Source organism: Burkholderia sp. BCC1988, from assembly GCF_905339895.1.
Lineage (GTDB): Bacteria > Pseudomonadota > Gammaproteobacteria > Burkholderiales > Burkholderiaceae > Burkholderia.
Map to the genome: position 1 here is coordinate 85,116 of NZ_CAJPHA010000001.1, position 23,123 is coordinate 108,238.

Annotated in this window: 20 protein-coding genes; 8 read left to right on the top strand and 12 right to left on the bottom strand. The window is 62.4% G+C overall.

All coding sequences use genetic code 11. The features are described from left to right. Window positions 1-224: 224 nt before the first annotated feature. Window positions 225-1,190: a hypothetical protein gene (locus U4012_RS00375; protein WP_321795200.1), complete on the top strand. Its 966-nt coding sequence runs from the start codon at window positions 225-227 to the stop codon at window positions 1,188-1,190. Window positions 1,191-1,198: 8 nt separating this feature from the next. On the opposite strand, the gene U4012_RS00380 is transcribed toward U4012_RS00375, so the two are convergent. The 3 genes from U4012_RS00380 to U4012_RS00390 form a co-directional block, all read right to left on the bottom strand. Next, window positions 1,199-1,582: a hypothetical protein gene (locus U4012_RS00380; RefSeq protein ID WP_321795202.1), complete on the bottom strand. Its 384-nt coding sequence runs from the start codon at window positions 1,580-1,582 to the stop codon at window positions 1,199-1,201. 277 nt (window positions 1,583-1,859) lie between these two features. Then, the gene (locus U4012_RS00385) at window positions 1,860-2,144 is read right to left on the bottom strand and encodes a DUF3307 domain-containing protein (protein WP_321795974.1); all 285 of its coding nucleotides are present in this window, start codon (window positions 2,142-2,144) and stop codon (window positions 1,860-1,862) included. Between the two features lie 73 nt (window positions 2,145-2,217). Further along, window positions 2,218-2,742, bottom strand: coding sequence for a metal-dependent hydrolase (locus U4012_RS00390; RefSeq protein ID WP_044842922.1), 525 nt, complete (start codon window positions 2,740-2,742; stop codon window positions 2,218-2,220). A gap of 408 nt (window positions 2,743-3,150) precedes the next feature. On the opposite strand from U4012_RS00390, the gene ggt reads away from it, so the two are divergent. The 3 genes from ggt (at window position 3,151) to ppk2 (ending at window position 6,642) form a co-directional block, all read left to right on the top strand. Then, window positions 3,151-4,872: a gamma-glutamyltransferase gene (gene ggt, locus U4012_RS00395; RefSeq protein ID WP_321795205.1), complete on the top strand. Its 1,722-nt coding sequence runs from the start codon at window positions 3,151-3,153 to the stop codon at window positions 4,870-4,872. A 144-nt stretch (window positions 4,873-5,016) separates the two neighbouring features. Beyond that, complete coding sequence (locus tag U4012_RS00400; RefSeq protein ID WP_321795976.1) at window positions 5,017-5,469, top strand: helix-turn-helix domain-containing protein; 453 nt, start codon at window positions 5,017-5,019, stop codon at window positions 5,467-5,469. 222 nt (window positions 5,470-5,691) lie between these two features. Continuing rightward, window positions 5,692-6,642: a polyphosphate kinase 2 gene (gene ppk2 / locus U4012_RS00405; protein WP_044842926.1), complete on the top strand. Its 951-nt coding sequence runs from the start codon at window positions 5,692-5,694 to the stop codon at window positions 6,640-6,642. 55 nt (window positions 6,643-6,697) lie between these two features. Here the strand turns inward: ppk2 and U4012_RS00410 are convergent, their stop codons facing one another. Continuing rightward, a complete protein-coding gene (locus U4012_RS00410; protein ID WP_415750339.1) occupies window positions 6,698-7,099 on the bottom strand; it encodes an H-NS family nucleoid-associated regulatory protein in 402 nt (133 codons plus the stop codon). A gap of 107 nt (window positions 7,100-7,206) precedes the next feature. Then, a complete protein-coding gene (locus U4012_RS00415) occupies window positions 7,207-7,794 on the bottom strand; it encodes an IMPACT family protein (protein ID WP_044842928.1) in 588 nt (195 codons plus the stop codon). A gap of 724 nt (window positions 7,795-8,518) precedes the next feature. On the opposite strand from U4012_RS00415, the gene U4012_RS00420 reads away from it, so the two are divergent. Continuing rightward, window positions 8,519-9,616 (top strand): porin, encoded by a 1,098-nt coding sequence (locus U4012_RS00420; protein WP_321795209.1) that lies wholly within the window; start codon window positions 8,519-8,521, stop codon window positions 9,614-9,616. A gap of 120 nt (window positions 9,617-9,736) precedes the next feature. Then, complete coding sequence (locus tag U4012_RS00425) at window positions 9,737-10,657, top strand: LysR family transcriptional regulator (protein ID WP_321795211.1); 921 nt, start codon at window positions 9,737-9,739, stop codon at window positions 10,655-10,657. A 156-nt stretch (window positions 10,658-10,813) separates the two neighbouring features. On the opposite strand, the gene U4012_RS00430 is transcribed toward U4012_RS00425, so the two are convergent. From U4012_RS00430 to U4012_RS00460, 7 genes are all read right to left on the bottom strand, one after another. After that, window positions 10,814-11,107: a putative quinol monooxygenase gene (locus U4012_RS00430; RefSeq protein ID WP_124484984.1), complete on the bottom strand. Its 294-nt coding sequence runs from the start codon at window positions 11,105-11,107 to the stop codon at window positions 10,814-10,816. 133 nt (window positions 11,108-11,240) lie between these two features. Next, a complete protein-coding gene (pqqE, locus tag U4012_RS00435) occupies window positions 11,241-12,413 on the bottom strand; it encodes a pyrroloquinoline quinone biosynthesis protein PqqE (protein ID WP_415750340.1) in 1,173 nt (390 codons plus the stop codon). Next, window positions 12,385-12,660, bottom strand: coding sequence for a pyrroloquinoline quinone biosynthesis peptide chaperone PqqD (pqqD, locus tag U4012_RS00440; protein ID WP_044842933.1), 276 nt, complete (start codon window positions 12,658-12,660; stop codon window positions 12,385-12,387). The genes pqqE and pqqD overlap by 29 nt, the downstream gene beginning before the upstream one ends. Further along, window positions 12,657-13,409 carry a pyrroloquinoline-quinone synthase PqqC gene (pqqC, locus tag U4012_RS00445; RefSeq protein ID WP_044843142.1) on the bottom strand — a complete coding sequence of 251 codons (753 nt, stop codon included), beginning with the start codon at window positions 13,407-13,409 and terminating at the stop codon, window positions 12,657-12,659. Before pqqC ends, pqqD begins: the two co-directional genes overlap by 4 nt. A 103-nt stretch (window positions 13,410-13,512) precedes the next feature. Further along, window positions 13,513-14,424 (bottom strand): pyrroloquinoline quinone biosynthesis protein PqqB, encoded by a 912-nt coding sequence (gene pqqB, locus U4012_RS00450; RefSeq protein ID WP_044842934.1) that lies wholly within the window; start codon window positions 14,422-14,424, stop codon window positions 13,513-13,515. 84 nt (window positions 14,425-14,508) lie between these two features. Then, window positions 14,509-14,580, bottom strand: coding sequence for a pyrroloquinoline quinone precursor peptide PqqA (gene pqqA / locus U4012_RS00455; protein WP_124485082.1), 72 nt, complete (start codon window positions 14,578-14,580; stop codon window positions 14,509-14,511). A 399-nt stretch (window positions 14,581-14,979) separates the two neighbouring features. After that, complete coding sequence (locus U4012_RS00460; RefSeq protein WP_321795217.1) at window positions 14,980-17,181, bottom strand: glycoside hydrolase family 3 C-terminal domain-containing protein; 2,202 nt, start codon at window positions 17,179-17,181, stop codon at window positions 14,980-14,982. 769 nt (window positions 17,182-17,950) lie between these two features. Between U4012_RS00460 and U4012_RS00465 the strand changes: the two genes are divergently transcribed. Beyond that, window positions 17,951-20,380, top strand: coding sequence for a glycosyl hydrolase family 28-related protein (locus U4012_RS00465; RefSeq protein WP_321795219.1), 2,430 nt, complete (start codon window positions 17,951-17,953; stop codon window positions 20,378-20,380). Between the two features lie 294 nt (window positions 20,381-20,674). Further along, window positions 20,675-23,110, top strand: a complete 2,436-nt coding sequence (locus U4012_RS00470; protein ID WP_321795221.1) for a glycosyl hydrolase family 28-related protein — start codon at window positions 20,675-20,677, stop codon at window positions 23,108-23,110. Window positions 23,111-23,123: the final 13 nt, after the last annotated feature.

Consider the following 23,123-nt stretch of genomic DNA (forward strand, 5'->3'; position numbering starts at 1 on the left):
AACATTGTTTCTAAGACGAGTTCTAAGTCGTCGGGCACTTATGCGGTGGGTGGGCGCAAAGACTATCGATGCATGTCTCGGAAACGAACGTTTTCTGGACGAGATCTGCGTTGCATATGACCGATCTCGATGGGGTTCCCTGATTGCAGAGCTCCCGTACCGCGAGTAGCCTATTGTCAGAAGTAGAACAAAAAATCACAAAACCACATAGCAGGGGAATAACAATGAATATCAATATCAGGAGGGGATGTTCGAAAGCATCCTTGGGTCTTGTGGCATCAGCCGTGTATGTGACTCTCTCCGGTTGCTCGGCTCCTTCGGGCCTGGTCACTCAACCGCTTTCAACATCGTTTCGAGTAGACGCAATCCCGGCCGCCGAAGCAGCACCGGTGCCACGAACGGCTGCCGAAGCCGCGGCCGCGACTGACGCCACGTCTTATGGGTACCATCCGCTTGACCCCACTCCAGTCACCGTCGAGTGGAGTGGGTCTAAGAAGCCAACACCCGAGGACGTTCTCAACTCGCTGCCTGACGAGACGATGCGCATCGCCGTCGGCAAGATCGATATCAACGGGAATATCACCTACGGCCCGATGGTCCTGAGCGCGGCGAATAGTCGATATGTCGTTGTCGTGGACTACGTGAAGTCCAACACTCACCCGCTGTTTGTGAAGAAAGGTGCCACCCGCTCAGACGGTTCGTATATCGCCACGATAGTGAAGGATTCGAATTCGGCGGATGTTTCCGTGCCTGTCTATATTGGCGTCGGTTTACGGCTGACAGCGATTCTCAATACCACGAAAGGCAAGATCAACCTCGGCAACCTAATCGCCATTGGTGCAGCCGCGCAGGCCAACGAATTGGCCGGTACGCTTGTGGTCCAAACTCTCGGCATCACGGGCGAGAACATTTCGACCGCGCTTCCCATTCCCAGTGACATCAGCGCCGCTTCGATCCAGAATGCCATTCAATCAATGGGCACAATGAAGGCCAAGCTGTACGACAGCAAGACGCATATTGAACCCCGTGTCGTTGGCGTCTACAACAACATCGGAGGAACGACGACGGGTACCATCAACGGCATCATTTCGTCGGTCATGAGCGACCCGCCCTCGCTCAAGGTTGGCCAGTTGCAACTTGCCTCCCAGCAGATGAAACCCCAGAAGTCCTCGAAGCTGGCGACAAAATAGCCTCTGGGCTATGCATCGGAAAAAGTATCCTGGGCCGCTTTGCGGGCAGCTTCCAATGCTGACGCGCCAGCATCGGCGATCGTGATCCCGTCGGCCGGCATGAAGTTCACACCCTCGAGGAAGGCCATACGGAGGGTGTCCCACAAGTCGGGGGACGGGATGCCGTCTTTGGCCATGTCTTCTTTGCTCATTATCTTCCAACGCGTTTGATCGTCGAACACGAACGGGATCTGCGACCCTTGGTCGAGCAGTTCCCTCGTATGGACGCGTGAGAAACTGATCCCGCCATCCTGTGCCTCCGCGGCATGCACCGAACACTGCGCCCGCAAGTTGACAAATTGCTCCTTGTTCCGCTTCTTGAAACAGAGCATTCCCCAGTTCACGCCGATCACGTTCGGGGCGCCGAGCTCCTCGAGCCGCTTGGCGAACTGGATACCCTAGCCCCCGACGTCAACGAGGATCGTTACATTCGACAGCTGGTCCGCATAGTCCTTGACCATCCGAGCGACCTGGCCCCCAGTCGAGCGCATTGCTGAATACCAGGACGTCGATTACGTCGACGTGCCGCGGCTCCGCGTTCATCCGATCTCCGGCACCCCACACGTGCCTGCAAGAGCGTGGCCCCTCCAATCACCAGTGCGGCCCGCAATGCCTTGCAGCCGATGTACCTCAGCTGGTCAGAGTTGAATCCGATGACGCCGCGGCACTTCTGCTATCGATGACCGCATGCGCGATGAACTCCGGAGCACCAAGCCGCCAGATACCGGTCATGAGCCACACGATGCCCATGTGGATGAGCGCGTGCGCAGCGAGCGCCTGGTACCACGGCACACTCGTGACCGGGGCGAACCGGTTTTTCGCGCGCGCGAGGAAATCCCCCTGCAGGGGATAGTCGGCCAGCGCATGGCCGACCAAGAGTGCAAAGAAGATCGCTATAGCGTGGGCGCCTCCCAGTTGCCCGAAGCCTTCGCCGACGTAGCTGCGCTGGCCAGCTTGTCGCGCAACCCGTACGCGCTACGACGTGTCACTACACGCGATGCAGCCAGCCGAGCCAGTGTTCGAGGAACGGCGCGCGCGTCCACAGCGATTGCGCGAGCCACAGCGTGCCGCCCCAGGCGGCGGCCACGACGATCAGGTCGCAATGTCCGCTGTTCCACAGGTTCAGCGAATGGCGCCGCCAGATCCACGGCACGCCGAGCGGATTCGGCCAGTCGGCGAGCAGGTGCATCACGCCGCCGCACGCGAAGCCGAACAGCGGCGCGGCCCACAGCGGATGCGGATGATGCGTGAGCCCGTGCCAGCCCAGCGCAAGCAGCGCGATCCAGCCGATGCCCCAGTGCGTGATGGTGCGGTGCGTGATCCACAAGCGGCGCTTGCGGGTCCACCACGCGACTTCGAGCCAGTCGGGCGCGGTGCCGCCCGCGACGCCGGCCGCGAACGCGGCGAGCAGGCCCGCGTGCCAGGGGCCGGTCGCGCCGGTTTGCGCGACGAGGACGGCGGCGGCGACGCCGGCCGCGAAGCCGGACGCGTGATGCGCATTGTGTGATGCCATAGGAAACGAGACGAAGAAGCGTGAAGCGGCGCATGCATGAAAGAACAATGCTGCGGCGCGAAAGCGGGGCGCTATCTTCTCAGATCGCATTGCGTCGCGGGTGGTTCGCCGGCAGATTTTTTCGCGTAGATCATCGCGCGCCGCGCGATTCGCAACTTCTGTTTTGTGTGTTGCGCGAGCATGCGCGCCGTGCGCAATTTTGACCGGTTCCTCGTCGCCTGCTTCGGCATTTCTGAATGGCTGGTCACGCAGCGCGCAAACAATTGCCGCGGTTTCGCGACGCGGCGTGTTCGACCCTCTTTGTCCCCCTATACTACGGGACCGGTATATGGCGAGTCGACGCACTGGCGGCCATAACCGGATCGCGCGCCTTTCGAGCCTGAAGGAGATCCACATGGGGGACATGCAATGACTACGCTGAATCGCTTCAAATCATCCGCCGTCGTGCTCGCGACGATGGCCGGCATCGGCTTCCTGCCGAACACGCCGGCCTACGCGAAAGGGCCGCAGCCGGCGGTCCTGACGAGCTCGGCGGTCGCGGTGGCCGACAAGTACAGCGCGGACGCCGCGGAGCGGATCTTCAAGGAAGGCGGCAACGCGATCGATGCGGCCGTCGCGATCGCGTTCACGCTCGCCGTCACGTACCCGGAAGCCGGCAACATCGGCGGCGGCGGCTTCATGACGATCTACAAGGACGGCAAGCCGTACTTCATCGATTACCGCGAGCGCGCGCCGCTCGCCGCGACGAAGGACATGTATCTCGACAAGGACGGCAACGTCGTCAAGGGCATGAGCCTGTACGGCCCGCGCGCAGCCGGCGTGCCGGGTACGGTCGCCGGCATGTGGGAAGCGCAGAAGCGTTTCGGCAAGCTGAAGTGGAAGCAGGTGCTCGCGCCGGCGATCCACTATGCGCGCGACGGCTTCGTCGTCGACGAGCAGCTGGCGCAGCGCGGCGTCGACGCGTCGAAGGAATTCGGCGGCAAGACCAATTTCGACAAGTACTTCGCGTCGATGAAGGCCGGCACGAACTTCAAGCAGCCCGATCTCGCGGCGGTGCTCACGCGCATTGCGGATGGCGGCGCGGAAGGGTTCTACAAGGGCAAGACGGCCGAGCTGATCGCCGCGTCGATGAAGACCGGCGACGGCAACGGGCTGATCACCACCGAGGATCTCGCGCAATACCGCGCGGTGTGGCGCCAGCCGGTGCAGGCGAAGTGGAACGGCTATGACGTGATCACCGCGCCGCCGCCGAGCTCGGGCGGCATCGGCCTCGTGCAGCTGCTGAAGATGAAGGCGGACCTCAAGCAGGACTTCGAGGGCGTGAAGCTCAACTCGCCGCAATACATCCACCTCGTCGCGGAAATCGAGAAGCGCGTGTTCGCGGATCGTGCGCAATACCTCGGTGACCCCGACTTCTACAAGGTGCCGATCGCGCAGCTGACCGACGACGCGTACATCGCGAAGCGCGCGGCGGAAGTCAATCCGAAGGAGCCGTCGGACACCAAGAGCGTGCAGCCGGGCCTCGGCACGTCGATGCCGGAGAAGGCGGAGACGACGCACTTCTCGGTCGTCGACAAGTGGGGCAACGCGGTGTCGAACACGTACACGATCAACGGCTATTTCGGGTCGGGCGTGATCGCCGACGGCACCGGGATCGTGCTGAACGACGAGATGGACGACTTCTCCGCGAAGCCGGGTGTCGCGAACATGTTCGGCGTGGTCGGCAGCGACGCGAACGCGATCGAGCCGAAGAAGCGTCCGCTGTCGTCGATGTCGCCGACGATCATGACGAAGGACGGCAAGGTGTCGCTCGTGATCGGCACGCCGGGCGGTTCGCGGATCTTCACGTCGATCTTCCAGGTGATCAACAACATCTACGACTTCAGGATGCCGTTGAAGGAGGCCGTCGGCGCGATGCGTTTCCACCATCAGCTGCTGCCGCCGAACACGATTTTCTGGGAGCCGTACCACCCGATCGAAGGCGAACTCGCGAAACAGATCGAGGCACGCGGCTACACGCTGAAGGGGCAGGACTTCAGCGGCGACATCCAGGTGATCAAGATCGACGGCAGGACGCCGGAGGCGATGGCCGATCCGCGTGGGCGCGGGGTCACGCGGATCATTCGGTGACGTCGAGTATCGGGTGAGTGACGCGTGCGCGAAAGCGGTCGCGCATGCGGTTGCGCGGCCGGCATGCAGTCCGGTGCCGGGCGGGCAGCCGCGTCGGATGGCTCGGACGCGCGGTGCAACGCGCTCAGGCGGTGGCGCGGATGAATCCGGCGATCCGGGTGGTCACTGCATCGGGCGCTTTGCGGCGTTGCCCGCCCGCTGGATGCGATTGGCGACTGGTGGTCGCTGCTGATCGTCCGCGATGCATTCGACGGGCTGCGCCGTTTCGGCGAATTCCAGAAAAATCTCGGCCTGGCGAAGAACATCCTCGCCGCGCGTTTGCGCAACCTCGTCGCGCACGGAATCATGGACATGGTGCCGGCCGCGGACGGCGGCGCGCATCACGAATACGTACTGACCGAAAAGGGGCGAGGCCTGTTTCCGCTGCTCGTCGCGCTGCGGCAGTGGGGCGAGGATTTCTTCTTCAAGCCGGACGAGGCGCACGTGCTTCTCGTCGACCGCAAGACCGGCTTGCCCGTCAGGAAACTGGAGCTTCGCTCGCAGGACGGCCGCGTGCTCGGGCCCGAGGACACGGTCGTGCTGCCGCCGCCCGGTTGACGCATCGCCAGAGCGGGCGGGCGTCACCGCGCCAGCGGCGCATGTGCGTGCCCGATCCGCTCGGGAGCGGCGGTTCGATCGCGTTCAAGTACGATCTCGGCGAGCGCGCGGCGGCCCGGATTCCGCTTCTGAGGGGCGGATCGACCCCTTTTTCATCAATTTGACGCGAGACGCTGGGATAATGGCGGTGTTTGGCTGCGTCAATTGAAGGAAGGAGGCCCCATGGGCGATAACGATACCCGCACCGAGACCGACGACTTCACCGATACGGCATCGCTCGAATCGCGCCAGCGCCGTTTTGAGGAAGACCTCGTCGACGCGTACGACGAAGAGCTCGAAATGGAGCTCGACGACCGCCGCTTCGACAACGACGAGGATCTGCTGTTCTCGCCGGAGCGCCGCGAAGCGCGCAAGCAGTATTTCCGCGAGCTGTTCCGGCTGCAGGGCGAACTCGTGAAGCTGCAGGACTGGGTCGTGAGCACGGGGCACCGGCTCGTCGTGATTTTCGAGGGGCGCGACGCGGCAGGCAAGGGCGGTGCGATCAAGCGCATCACGCAGCGCCTGAACCCGCGCGTGTGCCGCGTGGCGGCGTTGCCGGCACCGAACAATCGCGAACGCACGCAATGGTATTTCCAGCGCTATGTCGCGCATCTGCCGGCCGGCGGCGAGATCGTGCTGTTCGATCGCAGCTGGTACAACCGCGCAGGCGTCGAGCGCGTGATGAATTTCTGCACCGACGACGAATACGAGGAGTTTTTCCGCTCGGTGCCCGAGTTCGAGAAAATGCTCGTGCGCAGCGGGATCCAGATCGTCAAGTACTGGTTCTCGATCACCGACCACGAGCAGGAGCTGCGCTTCCAGAGCCGGATCGAGGATCCGCTGAAGCAGTGGAAGCTGAGCCCGATGGATCTCGAGAGCCGCCGCCGCTGGGAAGCGTATACGGCCGCGAAGGAAGAGATGATGCTGCGCACGCACATCCCCGAGGCGCCGTGGTGGGTCGTGCAGGCGGTCGACAAGAAGCGCGCGCGCCTGAACTGCATCCATCACCTGCTGACCCAGGTGCCGTATCACGAGGTGCCGCGGCCGACGATCGATCTGCCGCAGCGCGAGCATCACGAGGACTACATTCGCCGTCCGACGCCGGACAGCATGATCGTCCCGGACGTTTATTGAGCGGTTCGGGTCGACTGCATCGACCACGGAGGCGCGCCGTGCAACGCGGCGCGCGTTAATCGCGGATCAGGAACGCGGCGCGGTCGCGCCCGGCGATCCAGGCGGGCGCACGACCGCGGCCGCTCCAGGTCGCGCCCGTCGCCGGATCGCGATATTTCGTGCCCATCGTGACCAGCTTTGCGCGATCGCTGTAACCCTGCCCGAAGATTTCCCGCGCGGTCAGCGCATGGTCCGTCACGAGCTGGCGTACCTGCACCAGTGCCGCTTGGCGTTCATGGCGGCGCGCCACCCGGATGCGCCGATCGAGTTCCGCGAGCTGGGCTTGCAGTTTTTGCAGTTGCATGCGTCCGATATCCCCGTAGCTGAATTCTGATTGTTGGCGATCGTTGGCGACGCGCGGTGTGCCGCATGTCTGCACGCCCGGCCAGGCGTTTGCAGGACGCGTCGCGAGGAACACGGGGGAGATTAAGTTTCGGCGCGCGGGTTTTCTATCGGACGCATCTGAATTTTCACGGGAATCTGTGTGAAACCCGTGGCGACGAGGCCGGGCGGGTTGCCCGATCCTCACAGGTCGGGGAAGCCCGAGCGCCCCTGCGTCAGGTCGAACAGTTCGGTCTTCGCCGCCGCCTCGGCCGTTTCCGGCAGCTTGATCACGAGCTTCACCGTCATCCCGTACGCGCTGTCCACCAGCGCGTAACCCGCCTGCTCGATCCAGCGGCGCACCCGCGCTTCGTCCGGGTAGCCGATTTCGATCGCGAACCGCGTGTGGCGAATGCGTTCGACGCGCTCGGCGTCGAGCAGCGCCGACGCGATCGCGTCCGTATAGGCGCGCACCAGGCCGCCCGCGCCGAGCTTCACGCCGCCGTAGTAGCGGACCACCGCGCCGAGCACGCCGTCGAGATCGTGATGACGCAGCACTTCGAGGATCGGTCGGCCGGCAGTGCCCGACGGTTCGCCGTCGTCGGACATGCCGGACTGGCCGCCGGCGAGCAGGGCCCAGCACACGTGGGTGGCCGCCGGGTGTTCGTCGCGCAGGCGCTGCAGCGCCTGCATCGCGGCATCGCGGTCCTCGACGGGGATCGCGAACGCGATGAAGCGGCTCTTGCGGATCTCGAGTTCCCGGGTGTAGAGGGTGGCAAGCGAGTAAGTCATGTTCCGGGAAACGGTGAATGTATAAGAATCAAGGAGATAGGGGCTCCTGTGCGGCGCGCTTCCGATTGCAGGCGATGCATGCCGCAGTCAGGCCCGGCAGGGCGCGTGAACGGGATGAGCAACGGGTCACGACGGAATTTTACCGTGGCGCGTCGAGGGATTCGGCGCGGTCGCCGCGCCGGCCGCTCCGGAGCGTGAAATCGCGTGCGACGAACGCGACCGCCGGGTGACGATGGATCAACGGAGCGCTTCGCCCGGGTTCAAACATCGGACGTGAAGCGCGGTCTGGACTTTCCGGAGGACGAAAGCGGGAGGAAGGAGTTCCGTGCCTGGCAAGTGGGGACCTGGCGTGCACCGGTCGGCTCGACGTGAGCGCGAAGCATCGGGCGCGGCGGAGGGTGTCGCGATCGCAGGCGCAATCGATTCTCGTCGGCCACGGATGGCGGCTCGGATCGCGGCTCGAATCGCGGCGCATCTGCCGATGCACCGAACGAGTGTAGGTCAACCGCGATGCGTTGCGTAGCCGGGAGATGCAGAACATTGTGTTCTCGCAGGCCGAACGTCGAAGCGTCATTCCATGCGCTAGACTCGTGCCGTCGATGCGCGCCGCCTGTCGTGCGATCGGGTATGACGGCGGCGTGCGTGTGCGTACCTGCATTGCGCGGGATGATTGGAAGGTCCGGTCGTTGTGATTCGGATTGCGAAGCAATGAAGAAGGCGGTTCATGTTCGGAAAGCGTTTCTATGTCCCGGCCCTGTTGATGGTTGCGCATGTGCCGATCGCATGCGCGCAGAGCAGCGTCACGTTGTTCGGCGCGCTCGACGTGGGACTGAGTTACGTCAGTAACGAAGGCGGCCACGGCAATGCGAAATTCGACGACGGGATTTTTACGCCGAGCCTGCTCGGCTTGCGCGGAAGCGAAGATGTCGGCGGCGGCTCAAAGGTCATTTTCCAGCTGGTCAGCCAGATTTCACCGGGTACCGGCGCGCTGATCGGCAATGGCCTGTTCGCGCGTACCGCGTACGTCGGTGTGCAGAACGACCGGCTGGGCACGCTGACCTTCGGCAACCAGTATGAATTCATGGCCGATACGCTGTTCTTCAGCGGCACCGACGCGGCGGCCGATGTCGCCGGACTGTACAACCTGCGCAACGGACCCTTTCGCAAGCTCGCGCTGCCCGGCAACCCGACCGGCGCGTTCGACTGGGACCGGATGGCGGGCAGTCAGCGTGTGGCGAACGCCGTCAAGTTCGTGAGCCCGGTCATCCATGGGCTGAAGGCGGGCGCGCTTTATGCGTTCGGCGGCGTGCCGGGCTCGATCGGCGCGGGCAATACGGTGAGCGCCAGTCTCGACTACGAGGCCGGACCGTTCGGCGCCGCCGCCGCGTACACCAACGAGAAATATGGCGCACAGCCGGGCTCCGTCGCGACGAGTGTGCGTAACTGGGGCGCAGGGGCGCACTACCGGATCGGACCGGCGAACCTGAGCGCGCTGGTGACGACCGTTCATAACGCTGCGTCCGGTGGTTCGGTGTGGATGGCCGAGTCGGGCGGTACCTGGCAACTCTCCGGTCCGGTCAGGATCGGCGCGGATTACATGTACATGAAGGGCAATGCGGCGCTCGACAACGACCACGCTCACCAGGTCACGGCGACGGTGCAGTACACGCTGTCGAAGCGAACGATGGTGTACGCGACCGGTGTGTGGCAGCGGGCAAGCAGCGGTGCCCGGGCGCAAATCAACGGTGTGATGGATCCGGATGGCGCGTCGTCCGGCGCGAACCAGGCCATTGCCCGCATCGGCCTTCATACGCTTTTCTAGCGGTGTGCACATCGCGCAGCCGGTATCGGCGGCGGTGCTCATGCAGCGCGAACGCTGCAGGGCGCGGTACCGGTATCGGCAGGAACCGGCCGGATCGGCCAACCGGAGGCTTGCTGTCTGATGCAGATACTTCCTGACCTCGAGGCGTGGGCGATTTTCGCGCACGTGCTCGAAACGGGCTCTTTCGTCAGGGCCGCGGAGGCGCTCGACCTCTCGCAGCCGACCGTGTCGAAAGCCATTTCCCGACTCGAACGCCGGCTCGGCACGGCGCTCTTTTATCGAAACTCGCGTCAGGTTTCGCTGACGGCCGCCGGCGAAATCGCCAAATCGCGAGCGATTCGCATTCTCAGCGAAGCCGCGGCGGCGGAGAACGAGGCGTCGTCGCACGCGACGGAACTGCGCGGTCCGGTGCGCGTTGCCGTGCCGATGTCGTTCGCGAGCCGCCACGTCGCGCCGCTGATCCCCGCCTTTCTCGAACGCTATCCGCAGGTGGAGATCGACCTTTGCGTCACCGACCGCATCGTCGATGTGGTCGGCGGCGGGTTCGACGTGGCGGTGCTCATCGCGGAACTCGCCGACTCGTCGCTGCGGGCGCGCCGGCTCTGTGCGGTGAATCATCCACTGGTGGCTTCGCCGGCCTATCTGAAACGTTGGGGGCGACCGACGCATCCTCGCGACCTGGCCCGGCATGCGTGTCTCGTCTACACGGGGTTGGCGACGCCCGAGTTATGGCAATTCCGTCATGCGTGCGGAGACGCGTTCGCGGTCGCGGTGCGCGGCATCATCCGCAGCAACAGCGCCGACGTGATCGTTCCAGCGCTGCTGGCTGGCCGGGGCGTCGCGTTGCAACCCGAGTTCGTCGTCAGGGACGCGTTGATGCGAGGCGAACTGGTGGACGTATTGCCCGAGTGGCGGATCGATCCGGTGGGCGTGAATCTCGTGACGCCGCCGAGCAGCTTGCGGCCGTTGCGCGTGACCGCGTTCCTGGACTATCTGGCGGAGCGCCTCGCTGCCGCGCCATGGGCGGTAGCCGGCGCGTGACGGGCCGTCGGTGCGGAACGTTGCAAAAACGGATTCGATGGGTTGCCGGACACCGCGTCGCTCCCCGCTGAATCCGGGGCGACGACGCGGCGCGCGGCGAGATGTCCGGCGTCGCGCGCACGCGCATGAAACGGTGGTCAGCGCGGGAAAGGAGGGTCAGGCGAGGCGAGACAGTTTGAAGACTTCCGAGCGCTCGACATTCTTCACGCCGTTGGCGTGGAAATTCAGGATGTGTGCGCCTTGCGTGTGATGCTTTTCGCGCAGGGCGGGATCTGCCCAATGTTCGACAAAAACGAACCGGCGCGGATCTTCGCTGTCGACGTGCACCTCGTAGCGCAGATTGCCTTCTTCATTCTGCGACGGACCGGCAAGGGCGATCAGGTCTTCGCGCAATTGCGCCTCCTGCCCCGCCTTGGCGTACAGCACGGCGACGATATGAAGGTCGTTCATGGTCTGCTCCGGTAATGGGTCTGACGATCGGATTCGATCGAACGAATTATAGTGAGCCGGCCCGACGCGATGCGCGAACATTGCGTTCCAAATCAGGAAACACCGGCGATCGGCGGCGAGCGCGCGGCGCCGTTCAGGTCTTCGTCAATTCACGCGAATTGCGTACGTTGCGAAACACGAGTTGAGTCATGGGTTGCAGCGGCGCGAGCGCGGCCTCGCGTGCTTTCTCGATCAGGCCGTGATGAGGCGACTTGCCGCAGACAGGATCGGTGAGGCTTGCATCGCCCGTCATCAGATACGCCTGGCATCGGCACCCGCCGAAGTCCTTCTTCTTCTCGTCGCACGACCTGCAGGGTTCGGGCATCCAGTCGTCGCCGCGGAAGCGGTTGAAGCCGAACGATTCGTACCAGATGTGTCGCAGGTCGTGATCGCGCACGTTCGGAAAGGCGATCGGCAGTTGCCGCGCGCCGTGGCACGGCAGTGCGGTGCCGTCCGGCGTGACGATCAGGAACAGGCTGCCCCAGCCGCTCATGCAGGGCTTCGGCCGCTCCTCGTAATAGTCGGGCGTGACGAAGATCAGCCTGCATGGGTTGTTCGCGGCGGCGAGCTTCGCCCGATACGCGTTCGTGATGCGCTCCGCGCGCTCGAGCTGTGCGCGGGTAGGGAGCAGCGCCTGACGGTTCAGGTAGGCCCATCCGTAATACTGGCACGTCGCGAGCTCGACGTAGTCCGCGTCGAGCGCGATGCACAGCTCGATGATGCGGTCGATGTCGTCGATGTTGTGGCGGTGCGTGACGAAGTTCAGCACCATCGGATAGCCGTGCGCCTTGACCGCGCGGGCCATCGCGAGCTTGTGGGCGAATGCCTTTTCCGATCCGGCCAGCATGTCGTTGACCGTCGCGTCGCTCGCCTGGAAGCTGATCTGGATGTGATCGAGGCCGGCGCGGCGAAACGCATCGATCTTCTGCTCGGTCAGGCCGATACCCGACGTGATCAGGTTCGTGTAGTAACCGAGGCGGCGCGCCTCGCCGATCAGTGCGGCAAGATCCGGACGCACGAGCGGTTCGCCGCCCGAGAAGCCGATCTGCACGGCGCCCATCTCGCGCGCTTCGGCCATGACCCTGAACCATTGTGCCGTGTCGAGCTCCGCGCCCTGGCTCGAGAAATCGAGCGGATTCGAGCAGTATGGGCACTGCAGCGGGCACCGGTACGTCAGTTCGGCCAGCAGCCACAGCGGCAATCCGGTTGCCGGCCGCGCGGCGTCGGGCGTCACCGGTTCACGCGAGTTCGATCCAGTGTTGGGCACGGGCGGTCTCCATGAAATCCTCGACGTCGGTACCGAGTTCGGGCACGTCGGGGAATTGCCGTTCGAGATGCGCAACGATGTCCGCGACGGTGCGCGTGCCATCGATCAGCCCGCCGATCGCACTCGCGCTTTCGTTGAATCTGACCATGCCTTCGGGGTACAGCAGCACGTGCGCATGCTGGGCCGGCTCGAACTGGAAGCGAAAACCCGGCCGCCAGCGCGGCACGCGATTCCTGTCGAAATTCATGGTGCGATTCCCTTGTGCCAGACCGGCTGGTCGGTGACGGTGTGATAAGGCGGCCGGTGCAGTTCGTAGGCCATCGACATCGCGTCGAGCATCGTCCACAGCACGTCGAGCTTGAACTGCAGGATATCCAGCATCCGCTGCTGGCTCTCGTAGGTCGTGTAATGCCGCAGCGTGATGTCGAGCCCGTGCTCGACGTCGCGGCGCGCCTGACCGAGGCGCGTGCGGAAATATGCGTAGCCGTCCGGATCGATCCACGGGTAGTGGCGCGGCCAGGTGTCGAGGCGAGACTGGTGGATCTGCGGCGCAAACAGTTCCGTGAGCGAGCTGCTCGCAGCTTCCTGCCAGTTCGCGCGGCGCGCGAAATTCACGTAGGCGTCCACGGCGAAACGCACGCCGGGCAGCACGCGTTCCTGCGAGCGCAACTGCGCGCGGTCCAGCCCGACCGCTTCACCGAGCCTCAGCCACGCCTCGATACCGCCTTCGTCGCCGGCGGTTCCGTCGTGATCGATCAGGCGCTGGACCCACTGGCGGCGAACCTCGCGGTCGGGGCAATTCGCGAGGATCGCCGCGTCCTTCAGCGGAATGCTGACCTGATAATAGAAGCGGTTCGCGACCCAGCCCTGGATCTGCTCCCGGGTCGCGCGTCCTTCGAACATCGCGACGTGGTACGGGTGGTGGATGTGATAGAAGGCGCCCTTGGCACGCAGCGCCTGTTCGAACTGGGCGGGAGTGAGGGCGGGTTGGCTCATCGACGGTTCCATGACGTTGGGGACAGTGGAAGGGCGTGCGTCGTACCGCAATCGACGTCGTATGCATCACGATGCGCGTCGCGGAAGCGGGACCATGCGTTTTTTATAGCACGATGTCCATCCCGTCAAAGGCGACCTCGATCCCGCGCTGCCGCAATTCCGCGCGTTCGGGAGAACCTTCGTCGAGGATCGGATTGGTGTTGTTGACGTGAATCAATACCTTGCGCGGGCCCGGCACCCGGGCCAGCACGTCGAGCATGCCGCCCGGACCGTTCAGTGCGAGATGACCCATTTCGCGGCCGGTGCGTACACCGACGCCGCGTCGCAGCATCTCGTCGTCGTCCCACAGCGTGCCGTCCACGAGCACGCAGTCCGCGTCGTTCATCCGTTGCAGCAGCGCGTCGTCCACCGTGCCGAGCCCGGGTGCATGGAACAGCGTGCCGCCGGTGCGGCGATCCTCGACGAGCAGGCCGATGTTGTCGCCGGGATGCGGATCGAAGCGATGCGGCGAGTAGGGTGGCGCCGCACTGCTCAGCGGCAGCGGCGTGAAGCGCAGGTTCGGGCAGGCCGGCACGGTGAAGCTGTCGCCGAGCACGATGCGGTTCCAGACCAGCCCGCCGTTCCAGTGCGCGAGCATGTTGAACAGCGGAAAGCCGCTGATGAGGTCATGGTGGACCATGTCGGTACACCACAGCTGCAGCGGACAGCCTTCGCGCAGGCTGAGCAGGCCGGCGGTATGGTCGATCTGGCTGTCCATCAGCACGACGGCGGCGATGCCGGTGTCGCGCAGCGCACGGCCCGGCTGCAACGGCGGGAAGGCTTGCAGCTGCGCGCGAATGTCGGGGGACGCGTTGCACAACACCCAGTTCGCGCCGTCGTCGGACAGCGCGATCGACGACTGGGTGCGGGCCTGCGCGTCGATCGTGCCCGCGCGAAAACCCGCGCAGTTCGCACAGTTGCAGTTCCATTGCGGAAAGCCGCCGCCCGCGGCGGATCCGAGGATGTGTATGAGCATGACGGTGCGACGAGGGGCCGGGGTGCGAAGCAAAGAAAAAGCCTCGGCAGGCCGAGGCTTTCCTTACCGGATGGCGTGCCCGAATCAGCGATTCGACACGTACATCGTGACTTCGAAACCGAGTCGCAGATCAGTGTAGGCAGGTTTGGTCCACATAGGAGAACTCCTTTGCAATGACGACTGACGACGAAGCGCGCCCGCGGACCTGCCGACATGTTCTACCCCAACCATCGGCGACGAGACCGTGCTGCGGCTTCACTACGCTATCACATTCGTGCGGTGGGCGGCCGGTACGAAGTCCGGTAAATCGCACGTTCACATCCTACCCGAACGGATCGCACGAGCAAGTCAATCCGGGCATCGATGGCATTCCCGGTTTTCATTCATGTGCGCATCGGGCACGCATTGCCGACACCTGGTCGACAATGCGAACGAAACACCGCGATTGCGCATTGTTTGCCGGCCGGTGGCGCCTCTTTAATCGTACGAATCGACGCGTTGTGCGTGGGTGCCGGGCGGCGTTCCACCCGACACCGGCATCGTCAGGCCGGCTGCCTAGCTACCCTGCAGCCGGATATCGCGCGACGACGCGCCGACATACACCGTCCCGCCCGGCACGACCTTCCAGCCATTGCGCGACGTATCCCACACGCTCTGCATCCGCGGCGACACGGTCACGCGGACATGCCGTGCCTCGCCCGGGTTCAGCCGGATCTTTTCCCAGCCGACCAGCCGCTTCGGCGGCTCGTCCTTGTACGGCACGCCGAGATAGACCTGCGGCGTTTCCGCGCCGGCGACGCGGCCGCCGTTGCGCACGGTAAACGCGACGCTCAGCGAGCCGTCCCGTTGCCGCGACACCGACAACCCGGAATACGCGAAGTGCGTGTACGACAGCCCGTGGCCGAATTCGAACATCGGCTTGATGTTGCGCGCGTCGTACCAGCGGTAGCCCATGTTCAGCTTCTCCGCGTAGACGGGGTCGTTGTCGAATGCGCCGCCTTGCCCCCACGTCGGCGTGTCCTGGTCGCGCGCCGGGAACGTGACGGGCAGCTTGCCGGACGGGTTGACCGCGCCGAACAGCACGTTCGCGATGGCCTTGCCGCCGCCTTCGCCCGGATACCACGCCTCGACGATTGCCGACACGTTGTCCTTCCACGGCATCAGCACCGGATTACCGCTCTGGACGACGACGATCGTGTGCGGGTTCGCCCGCGCGACCGCTTCGACGAGCGCATCCTGATTCGACGGATTCGCGAGGCTCAGGCTTTGCAGATCGCCGAAATCCTCGCCGGCCGGCTGCGCGACCACGACGATCGCGACGTCCGAGCGGCCCGCGAGCGCCGCGGCCTGGTCGATTTCCTGCTGCGTGTACGCGCGGAACGGCGACTGCTGGTCGCTGTTGCCCGCGAACGTGACTTGTGCCGCCGGCGCGAGCGCGCGGATCGCCGCGACGATCGGCACGTCGACCTTGAGCCACGGATTGCGCCACCAGCTGCAGCCGGTCGACGCCCCGAACGTCAGGCCGCCGCAGCCCGCGAACGAACCGGTGACCGGATCGCGCGTGTTGCCCGAGCCGCCGCCGGACAGCACGGCCGCATCGGCGTGGCCGCCGATCACCGCGATGCGCGACAAGGCCGCCGCCGCCAACGGCAACTGGTTGCCGTCGTTCTTCAGCAGTACGATCGACTGCTCGGCGACGCTCTGCGCGAACCGGTTCGCGGCCGCGAAATCGATCGTGCCGCCGCCCTTGGCCGGATCGTCCATCACGCCGACGCGGATCATCACGGCGAGCTTGCGGCGCACCATGTCGTCGAGGCGCGCGGTCGATACCGAGCCGTTCGCGATCGCCTGCTTGACGGCCGCCGGCGTCAGGTAGACCGACGGGCCGACGTCTTCTTCCTCGTCGAGCCCGGCGTTGATCGCGGCGGCCGTGCTGTGCGTCGCGCCCCAGTCGGATTGCACCTGGCCCTGGAAGCCCCATTCGTTCTTCAGCACGTCGTTCAGCAGATGCGTGTTCTCGCACGCGTACGCGCCGTTCAGGCGGTTGTAGCTGCACATCACGCTGCCTGGCTGCCCGCGCTTCGCGGCGATCTCGAACGGCAGCAGGTAGAGCTCGCGCAGCGTGCGTTCGTCGATCTGCGTGTTACCGCCCATCCGGCCATGCTCCTGTTCGTTGCCGGCATAGTGCTTGATGGTCGCGATGACCTTCTGCCGCTGCGTGGCGAGCGTGCGCTCCGCGAGCAGGTCGCCTGCGAGCAGCGGATCCTCGCCGAGATACTCGAACAGCCGGCCGCCGCGCGGCTCGCGCGCGAGGTTGGTGCCGCCGCCGAGACCCATGCCGAACCCTTGCGCGCGCAACTGGATCGCGACCTGCTTGCCGTAGTCGTACGACAGGCGGCGATCCCAGCTCGCGGCGACGGCGATCGTGGCGGGGAAGGTCGTGCTCGCGAGCGACGTGCTGCCGGAGCCGGTCGCGGAGTCGACCATGTTGAGATCGGGAATGCCGAGCCGCGGCACGCCCTGGATGTAGCCGGCACCGCCGTTCGGCACCTTCGACATTTCGTATTGCGAATGGATGAACTGCAGTTTCTCGTCGAGCGTCATCTTGCGCACGAGGAGGTCGGCGCGCCGCTGCGCGGCGGACGACGCGAATGCGTCGGCGGCGTCGCCTTGTGAATTGAAATCGGCATTGCCTGCGTGGGCGGTGGTGCAGAGGGTCGCTGCCAGCACGACGGCCGGCCAGTGTTTGTCCCGCATGTTGCTCTCCATGATCGTATTGCCGGTTGTTGTTCGGATGATGTCTGGAGCTGCGCACGTCCGGTGGATTCGCACCGGACGCATTCGGCTGGCGATGCAGGGTGGTTGCGCGTCGGCATGCCAGGCCAGGCGGGGAATCGTTACGGCCGGTTGGGCCCGATCGGACAACGCGGACGGCGACGCGGACCGTCCGACACTGCCGAATCGGATGTAGCGATTCTCTGCAGTGGCCAATCGTACGAATGTAGTTTGACTACAGCATCGGTGTTTCTACTGATACGTATGATCTTTTTTCGATGCGGGTGTGCGATGTGGGGAAAAGCCGGTAAGCGTTCCTGATTGTGCGTGTGCAGCAGGGTAAGAAGTACCCGCGGGCGGTCGTTTCGAGGGGAGGCGGATCGGTGCTGGCGACGGGGCGTGTGGGGGAGTCGTTGCGTGTGCATCGAATGGGCAAGTCATTCGGCCGGATCGCTCCCGCCGCTTCGCGCGCAGCATCGCTCCGTGCTTCGGTTACCGAACGCACAATTCATCGGGAAAATCGTTCTTATTCTGCAATGAGTGGGTGCGTGCGATCGTGCCTGATTTCTCTTCATGAAAACAAGAAAAAGGATATCTGGTCTGGCAGGGTTGATTTGCGGCGGCGTCTTGCCTGCCAGCCGCATGCGTTCCTGCAGGTACACCCCGGAATTCGGAAGACTCAGCGTCCGATCGTCCATCCGCTTTTTTACTTTTACATCGCGATTGAATTGCGATGATATGGAGTGCTTGAATGACAGCAGAATTTCCGGCGACATACCTCATCGGCACGGCAACGGGCCTGACCGCGCGACCGCTTCTGCAGGAGCTGGTCGACCTGCCGATGAGCGTCAGGCGGTTTGGGGTGATGGGGGATGGCGTGACTGATGATACGGCGGCGCTACAGACCGCGTTCAATGCCGGGATACCGTTGTATTTCCCGCCTGGCACTTATTTGTATAGCGCTAATTTGACCGCGACGGCGTCGATCATCGGCGCCGGATGGGATTCGATCCTGCAGTGCACGACCCCGCAAGGTAAAAATTCCTGTATTTCCTGGAGCAATGTAAGTAATTTAAAAATTCATAACCTGCATTTTTTTTCGAAAAATACGACGGCGTACTATCCCGATGAGAGTGCCGGCTCACTCAATCTGACGGACTGCAGCCAGTTTGAAATATCAGCATGCAAATTGAACAACTCCTCGGCGCAAGCCGTCGGTATGCGTAGCTGCACGAATGGAAAAGTGTTCGGCAATACACTTCTTAATGTCTGGCATGATGGTATCCATGTTACTAAGGCAAGCTCGGATATTATTGTTACGAACAATGAGGTGATCAACGGCGGAGATGATGCATTTGCCGTGGTTGGTTACTGGAACGAGGGTGTTCGTCCTCGGCGCATTATTATTTCGCACAATAGAGTTGTCGGAACAAAGTACGCTCGCGGTGTCGCTATTGTCGGCGCCCAGGAAGTCACGGTGACCAATAATCACATCTACAATCCCATGGGAGCAGGGATCTATGTCGCGTCGGAGTTGACAAGCGTTTACCAGAGTTACGGCAATGATAATGTGACGGTTGCCAACAATATTCTGGATACGTGTGGGGTGCAATCCAACATTGCGGCAGTAGCCGATTTGTCAAACGGTCCGCTTGGTTATTCTGCATTGCATGTAGGTGCGACAAGTGGATTCAATAATTCGCATATCAATATTGAAAATAATACGATCAAGAATTCTGCCGGGGCGCCGATCGGACTGTGGCAGCCGTCGGGAAACAACATTCACGTCAATATTTCGCAAAACACCATAGTCAATGCCTGGGATCCGAACAACAAGAACGGGTTTCCATTGACGACGATCAGTGCGACGTCGGCATCGAAAACGCTGAGCTTTGCCAATAACCCGGGCGTCGCCGTCGGCATGGCGGCATGGTATTTCAACGGTTCGACGAGCGTGCCGATCGGCACGGTTGTATCGGCGGGCGCATCGACGGTTACGCTGGACAAGACGGCAACCGTTCCTAGCGGCGGGACCGTGATCTTTTCGGGCGTTGGCCTGTTCGGGGCGACGCTCGCGACGACGGTTTCCGCCGCGAGCGGCGCTACGTCGCTGACGTTTGGTACGACGACGGGCGTGACCTACAACGATATCTACGGTTTCGGATCACCGGGTGACGAAACGACGGGCGTGTCGATCGGGCAGAGCGTCAGCGGTACCAACATCGCGGCAGGAACCTACGTGGTCGGCGTGATGGCGAATACGGTAACGCTCAGCAAAGCGACGACGGGCACCATCGCGAGCGGCGCGTCTATCGTCTTTACCCCGATGGTCTGCATGACGTCTCAAACGATCGCGACCTCGGCCGCGTCGGCGGCGGGAACCAACACGCTGACGTTTACGCCGTATCCGTCGGCGCGCGGCTGTGCGGTCGGTCAGGGGGTATCCGGAGCGAACATCCCGACCGGCACGTATGTGACCGCGGTTTCCGGTAACGGCAATGGTCCGACCGTGACCCTGTCCAATAATTTCACTGGCACCGGAATTGCCAATGGTGCGTCGATTACGTTCACCGGCACGGGATCGTTAAGTACTGCATCTGGAATCGCGCTGTATAACACGCTCGATTGCATCGTCTCGAAAAACCAACTTTCCGGAATTTCGAAGGACGGAATCTACGTCGACGGCTCTTGCACGAATGTCATGGAGATCAGCGACAACATTGGAGAAAACATCGGCTGCTGCAATGGCTTTGCCCGTTTCATGACGATCGGGGCGCTTGCGGCCGGCGCATTGCTCAAGGTGCGCGGCAATTACATGGCTCAGCCGGTCAATTATCCCCGGGCGATTGACACGCTGATCTCGTCGAGTTCGTGGAGTTATACGGCGTGGGGCGAGGGCAACATCGCTCAAAACGGGTTTGTCGGTTTTGGAGTGCAACTAGCCCCGGCCGCGCAGACGGTCGGCTCTTCGCCGTGGACGTTCACGAACCGCAACCCCAGCGGCGTCAGCATGTCGGTTGCTGGCGGTACCGTATCGTCGATCGCGGTGTCGAGAAACGGGCAGGCGGCCTATGCTGCCGGCTTGACGAACGGCCTCGTCGATCTCAAGCCGGGTGACGCGATGACGGTTACGTATAGCGCCGCGCCCACCGTTACGATGATTCCGAGACTGGGGCAGTAACCCGTAGATACTGGTCATAAAAAATGCTTCGGAGTGCATTGTTGTGAAAGGAGGCGAGGATTGTCCACGACGGCGTAACGATATCGGGATCGACCACTATCGTGTCGGCGTCGGTGGTATTCACCGTGCAAGGGGGTATCGAGTCTGATAGTGCGGAGTTGCGGCTGTGTCGTTCATTGCAGTGGCATGCGCTCCGCAGTCTCGGCCGGAGATTCGGAAAATCGGTTGCCGATCATTGGTCAATTTTTTTGATTTTTACGTCGCGATTGAATTGCGATGGTATGGAGTGCTTGAATGACAGCAGAATTTCCGGCTACATACATTGTTGGCACGGCAACGGGCCTGACCGCACGACCGCTTCTGCAGGAGTTGGTCGACCTGCCGATGAGCGTCCGCCGGTTTGGCGTGAAGGGGGATGGCGTAACCGACGATACGGTTGCGCTCCAGACTGCGCTCAATGCCGGGATACCGTTGTATTTTCCACCCGGCACATATCTGTATAGCAACACGTTGACCGCGACGGCGTCGGTCATCGGCGCCGGCTGGGATTCGATCCTGCAGTGCACGACTTCGCAAGGCCAGAACGCTTCGATTTACTGGAACAATGCAAGTAATTTCAAAGTCAAGAACTTGCAGTTTTTTTCGCAGAATGCGGCGGCATACTATCCCGACGAGAACGCTGGCCCTGTTAACCTAACGGGTTGCAGACAGTTTGAGATTTCCGGGTGCAAGCTTAACAATTCTGCCGGGCAGGCAGTCATCATGCATAGCTGCGTCAACGGAAAGGTCTTTGATAATACGCTGATCAATATCTGGCACGACGGCATCCACGTTACCAATGCAAGTTCGGACATCACGATCACGAACAACGAAGTGATCAACGGCGGGGACGATGCGTTTGCCGTGGTCGGCTACGTGGCCGATGGCGTTCGTCCCCGTCGCATCACGATTGCGAACAACAGGGTGAGAGGAACCAAATATGCACGTGGCATTGCCATCGTAGGTGCGCAAGAGATCACGGTAGTCGATAACCAGATCTACAACCCGATGGCGGCGGGAATTTATGTCGCGTCCGAGCTCACAAGCGTCTATCAGAGTTATGGTAACGATAACGTGACGGTCGTCAATAATATTCTGGATACGTGTGGTGTATCATCCAATATTGCTGGAATAGTAAACTCGCTCAATGGACCGCTTGGGTATTCCGCATTGTCCGTGAATGCGACAAATGGTTTCAATAATTCCCATATCAATGTTGTAAATAATACGATCAAGAATTCTGCCGGCGTGTCGATCGGACTGTGGCAGCCGTCGGGAAACAACATTCACGTCAATATTTCGCAAAACACCATAGTCAATGCCTGGGATCCGAACAACAAGAACGGGTTTCCATTGACGACGATCAGTGCGACGTCGGCATCGAAAACGCTGAGCTTTGCCAATAACCCGGGCGTCGCCGTCGGCATGGCGGCATGGTATTTCAACGGTTCGACGAGCGTGCCGATCGGCACGGTTGTATCGGCGGGCGCATCGACGGTTACGCTGGACAAGACGGCAACCGTTCCTAGCGGCGGGACCGTGATCTTTTCGGGCGTTGGCCTGTTCGGGGCGACGCTCGCGACGACGGTTTCCGCCGCGAGCGGCGCTACGTCGCTGACGTTTGGTACGACGACGGGCGTGACCTACAACGATATCTACGGTTTCGGATCACCGGGTGACGAAACGACGGGCGTGTCGATCGGGCAGAGCGTCAGCGGTACCAACATCGCGGCAGGAACCTACGTGGTCGGCGTGATGGCGAATACGGTAACGCTCAGCAAAGCGACGACGGGCACCATCGCGAGCGGCGCGTCTATCGTCTTTACCCCGATGGTCTGCATGACGTCTCAAACGATCGCGACCTCGGCCGCGTCGGCGGCGGGAACCAACACGCTGACGTTTACGCCGTATCCGTCGGCGCGCGGCTGTGCGGTCGGTCAGGGGGTATCCGGAGCGAACATCCCGACCGGCACGTATGTGACCGCGGTTTCCGGTAACGGCAATGGTCCGACCGTGACCCTGTCCAATAATTTCACTGGCACCGGAATTGCCAATGGTGCGTCGATTACGTTCACCGGCACGGGATCGTTAAGTACTGCATCTGGAATCGCGCTGTATAACACCCGAGAATGTATTGTTTCTAATAATCAATTTTCCGGAATCGCGCAAACCGGGGTTTACATGGATGGATCTTGCTCGTGTTTAACGGAGATTAGCAACAATATCGGAGAAAACATCGGCTGCTGTAACGGTTTCGGTCGTTTTATTACGGTAGGAGGGCTCGCGGCGGGGGCATCGCTCAAATTGCGTGGGAATTATATGGCTCAGCCGAATAATTATCCTCGGTCAATCGATGGTTTGACTTATTTTTATTCAAATTCTTGGATCTATATATCGTGGGGTGAAGATAATTTCGTCCAAAACGGATTTGTCAGCACTTATGTCCCGGTGCCCCCTGTTGTGCAGACGGTCGGCGCTTCACCATGGACGTTCACGAATAGCAACTTGAGTGCGGTCAGCATGTCGGTCGCAGGCGGTGCCGTGTCGTCAATCAATGTCTCGCGAAACGGTCAAACGGCCTACGCCACCGGCTTGACGAATGGAATGATCGATCTCAAGCCGGGCGATGCAATGACGGTCACCTATAGCGCCGCCCCGACGGTCACGATGATTCCGAGATTGGGGCAATAGCGCTGATCCGGCG

Coding starts and splice junctions, on each gene's coding strand:
- U4012_RS00470 (WP_321795221.1), top strand. CDS start 20,675: ATGACAGCAGAATTTCCGGCTACATACATTGTTGGCACGGCAACGGGC.
- U4012_RS00465 (WP_321795219.1), top strand. CDS start 17,951: ATGACAGCAGAATTTCCGGCGACATACCTCATCGGCACGGCAACGGGC.
- U4012_RS00390 (WP_044842922.1), bottom strand. CDS start 2,742: ATGGCATCACACAATGCGCATCACGCGTCCGGCTTCGCGGCCGGCGTC.
- ggt (WP_321795205.1), top strand. CDS start 3,151: ATGACTACGCTGAATCGCTTCAAATCATCCGCCGTCGTGCTCGCGACG.
- pqqC (WP_044843142.1), bottom strand. CDS start 13,409: ATGAGCCAACCCGCCCTCACTCCCGCCCAGTTCGAACAGGCGCTGCGT.
- U4012_RS00460 (WP_321795217.1), bottom strand. CDS start 17,181: ATGCGGGACAAACACTGGCCGGCCGTCGTGCTGGCAGCGACCCTCTGC.
- U4012_RS00420 (WP_321795209.1), top strand. CDS start 8,519: ATGTTCGGAAAGCGTTTCTATGTCCCGGCCCTGTTGATGGTTGCGCAT.
- U4012_RS00430 (WP_124484984.1), bottom strand. CDS start 11,107: ATGAACGACCTTCATATCGTCGCCGTGCTGTACGCCAAGGCGGGGCAG.
- U4012_RS00425 (WP_321795211.1), top strand. CDS start 9,737: ATGCAGATACTTCCTGACCTCGAGGCGTGGGCGATTTTCGCGCACGTG.
- ppk2 (WP_044842926.1), top strand. CDS start 5,692: ATGGGCGATAACGATACCCGCACCGAGACCGACGACTTCACCGATACG.
- pqqD (WP_044842933.1), bottom strand. CDS start 12,660: ATGAATTTCGACAGGAATCGCGTGCCGCGCTGGCGGCCGGGTTTTCGC.
- U4012_RS00375 (WP_321795200.1), top strand. CDS start 225: ATGAATATCAATATCAGGAGGGGATGTTCGAAAGCATCCTTGGGTCTT.
- U4012_RS00415 (WP_044842928.1), bottom strand. CDS start 7,794: ATGACTTACTCGCTTGCCACCCTCTACACCCGGGAACTCGAGATCCGC.
- pqqB (WP_044842934.1), bottom strand. CDS start 14,424: ATGCTCATACACATCCTCGGATCCGCCGCGGGCGGCGGCTTTCCGCAA.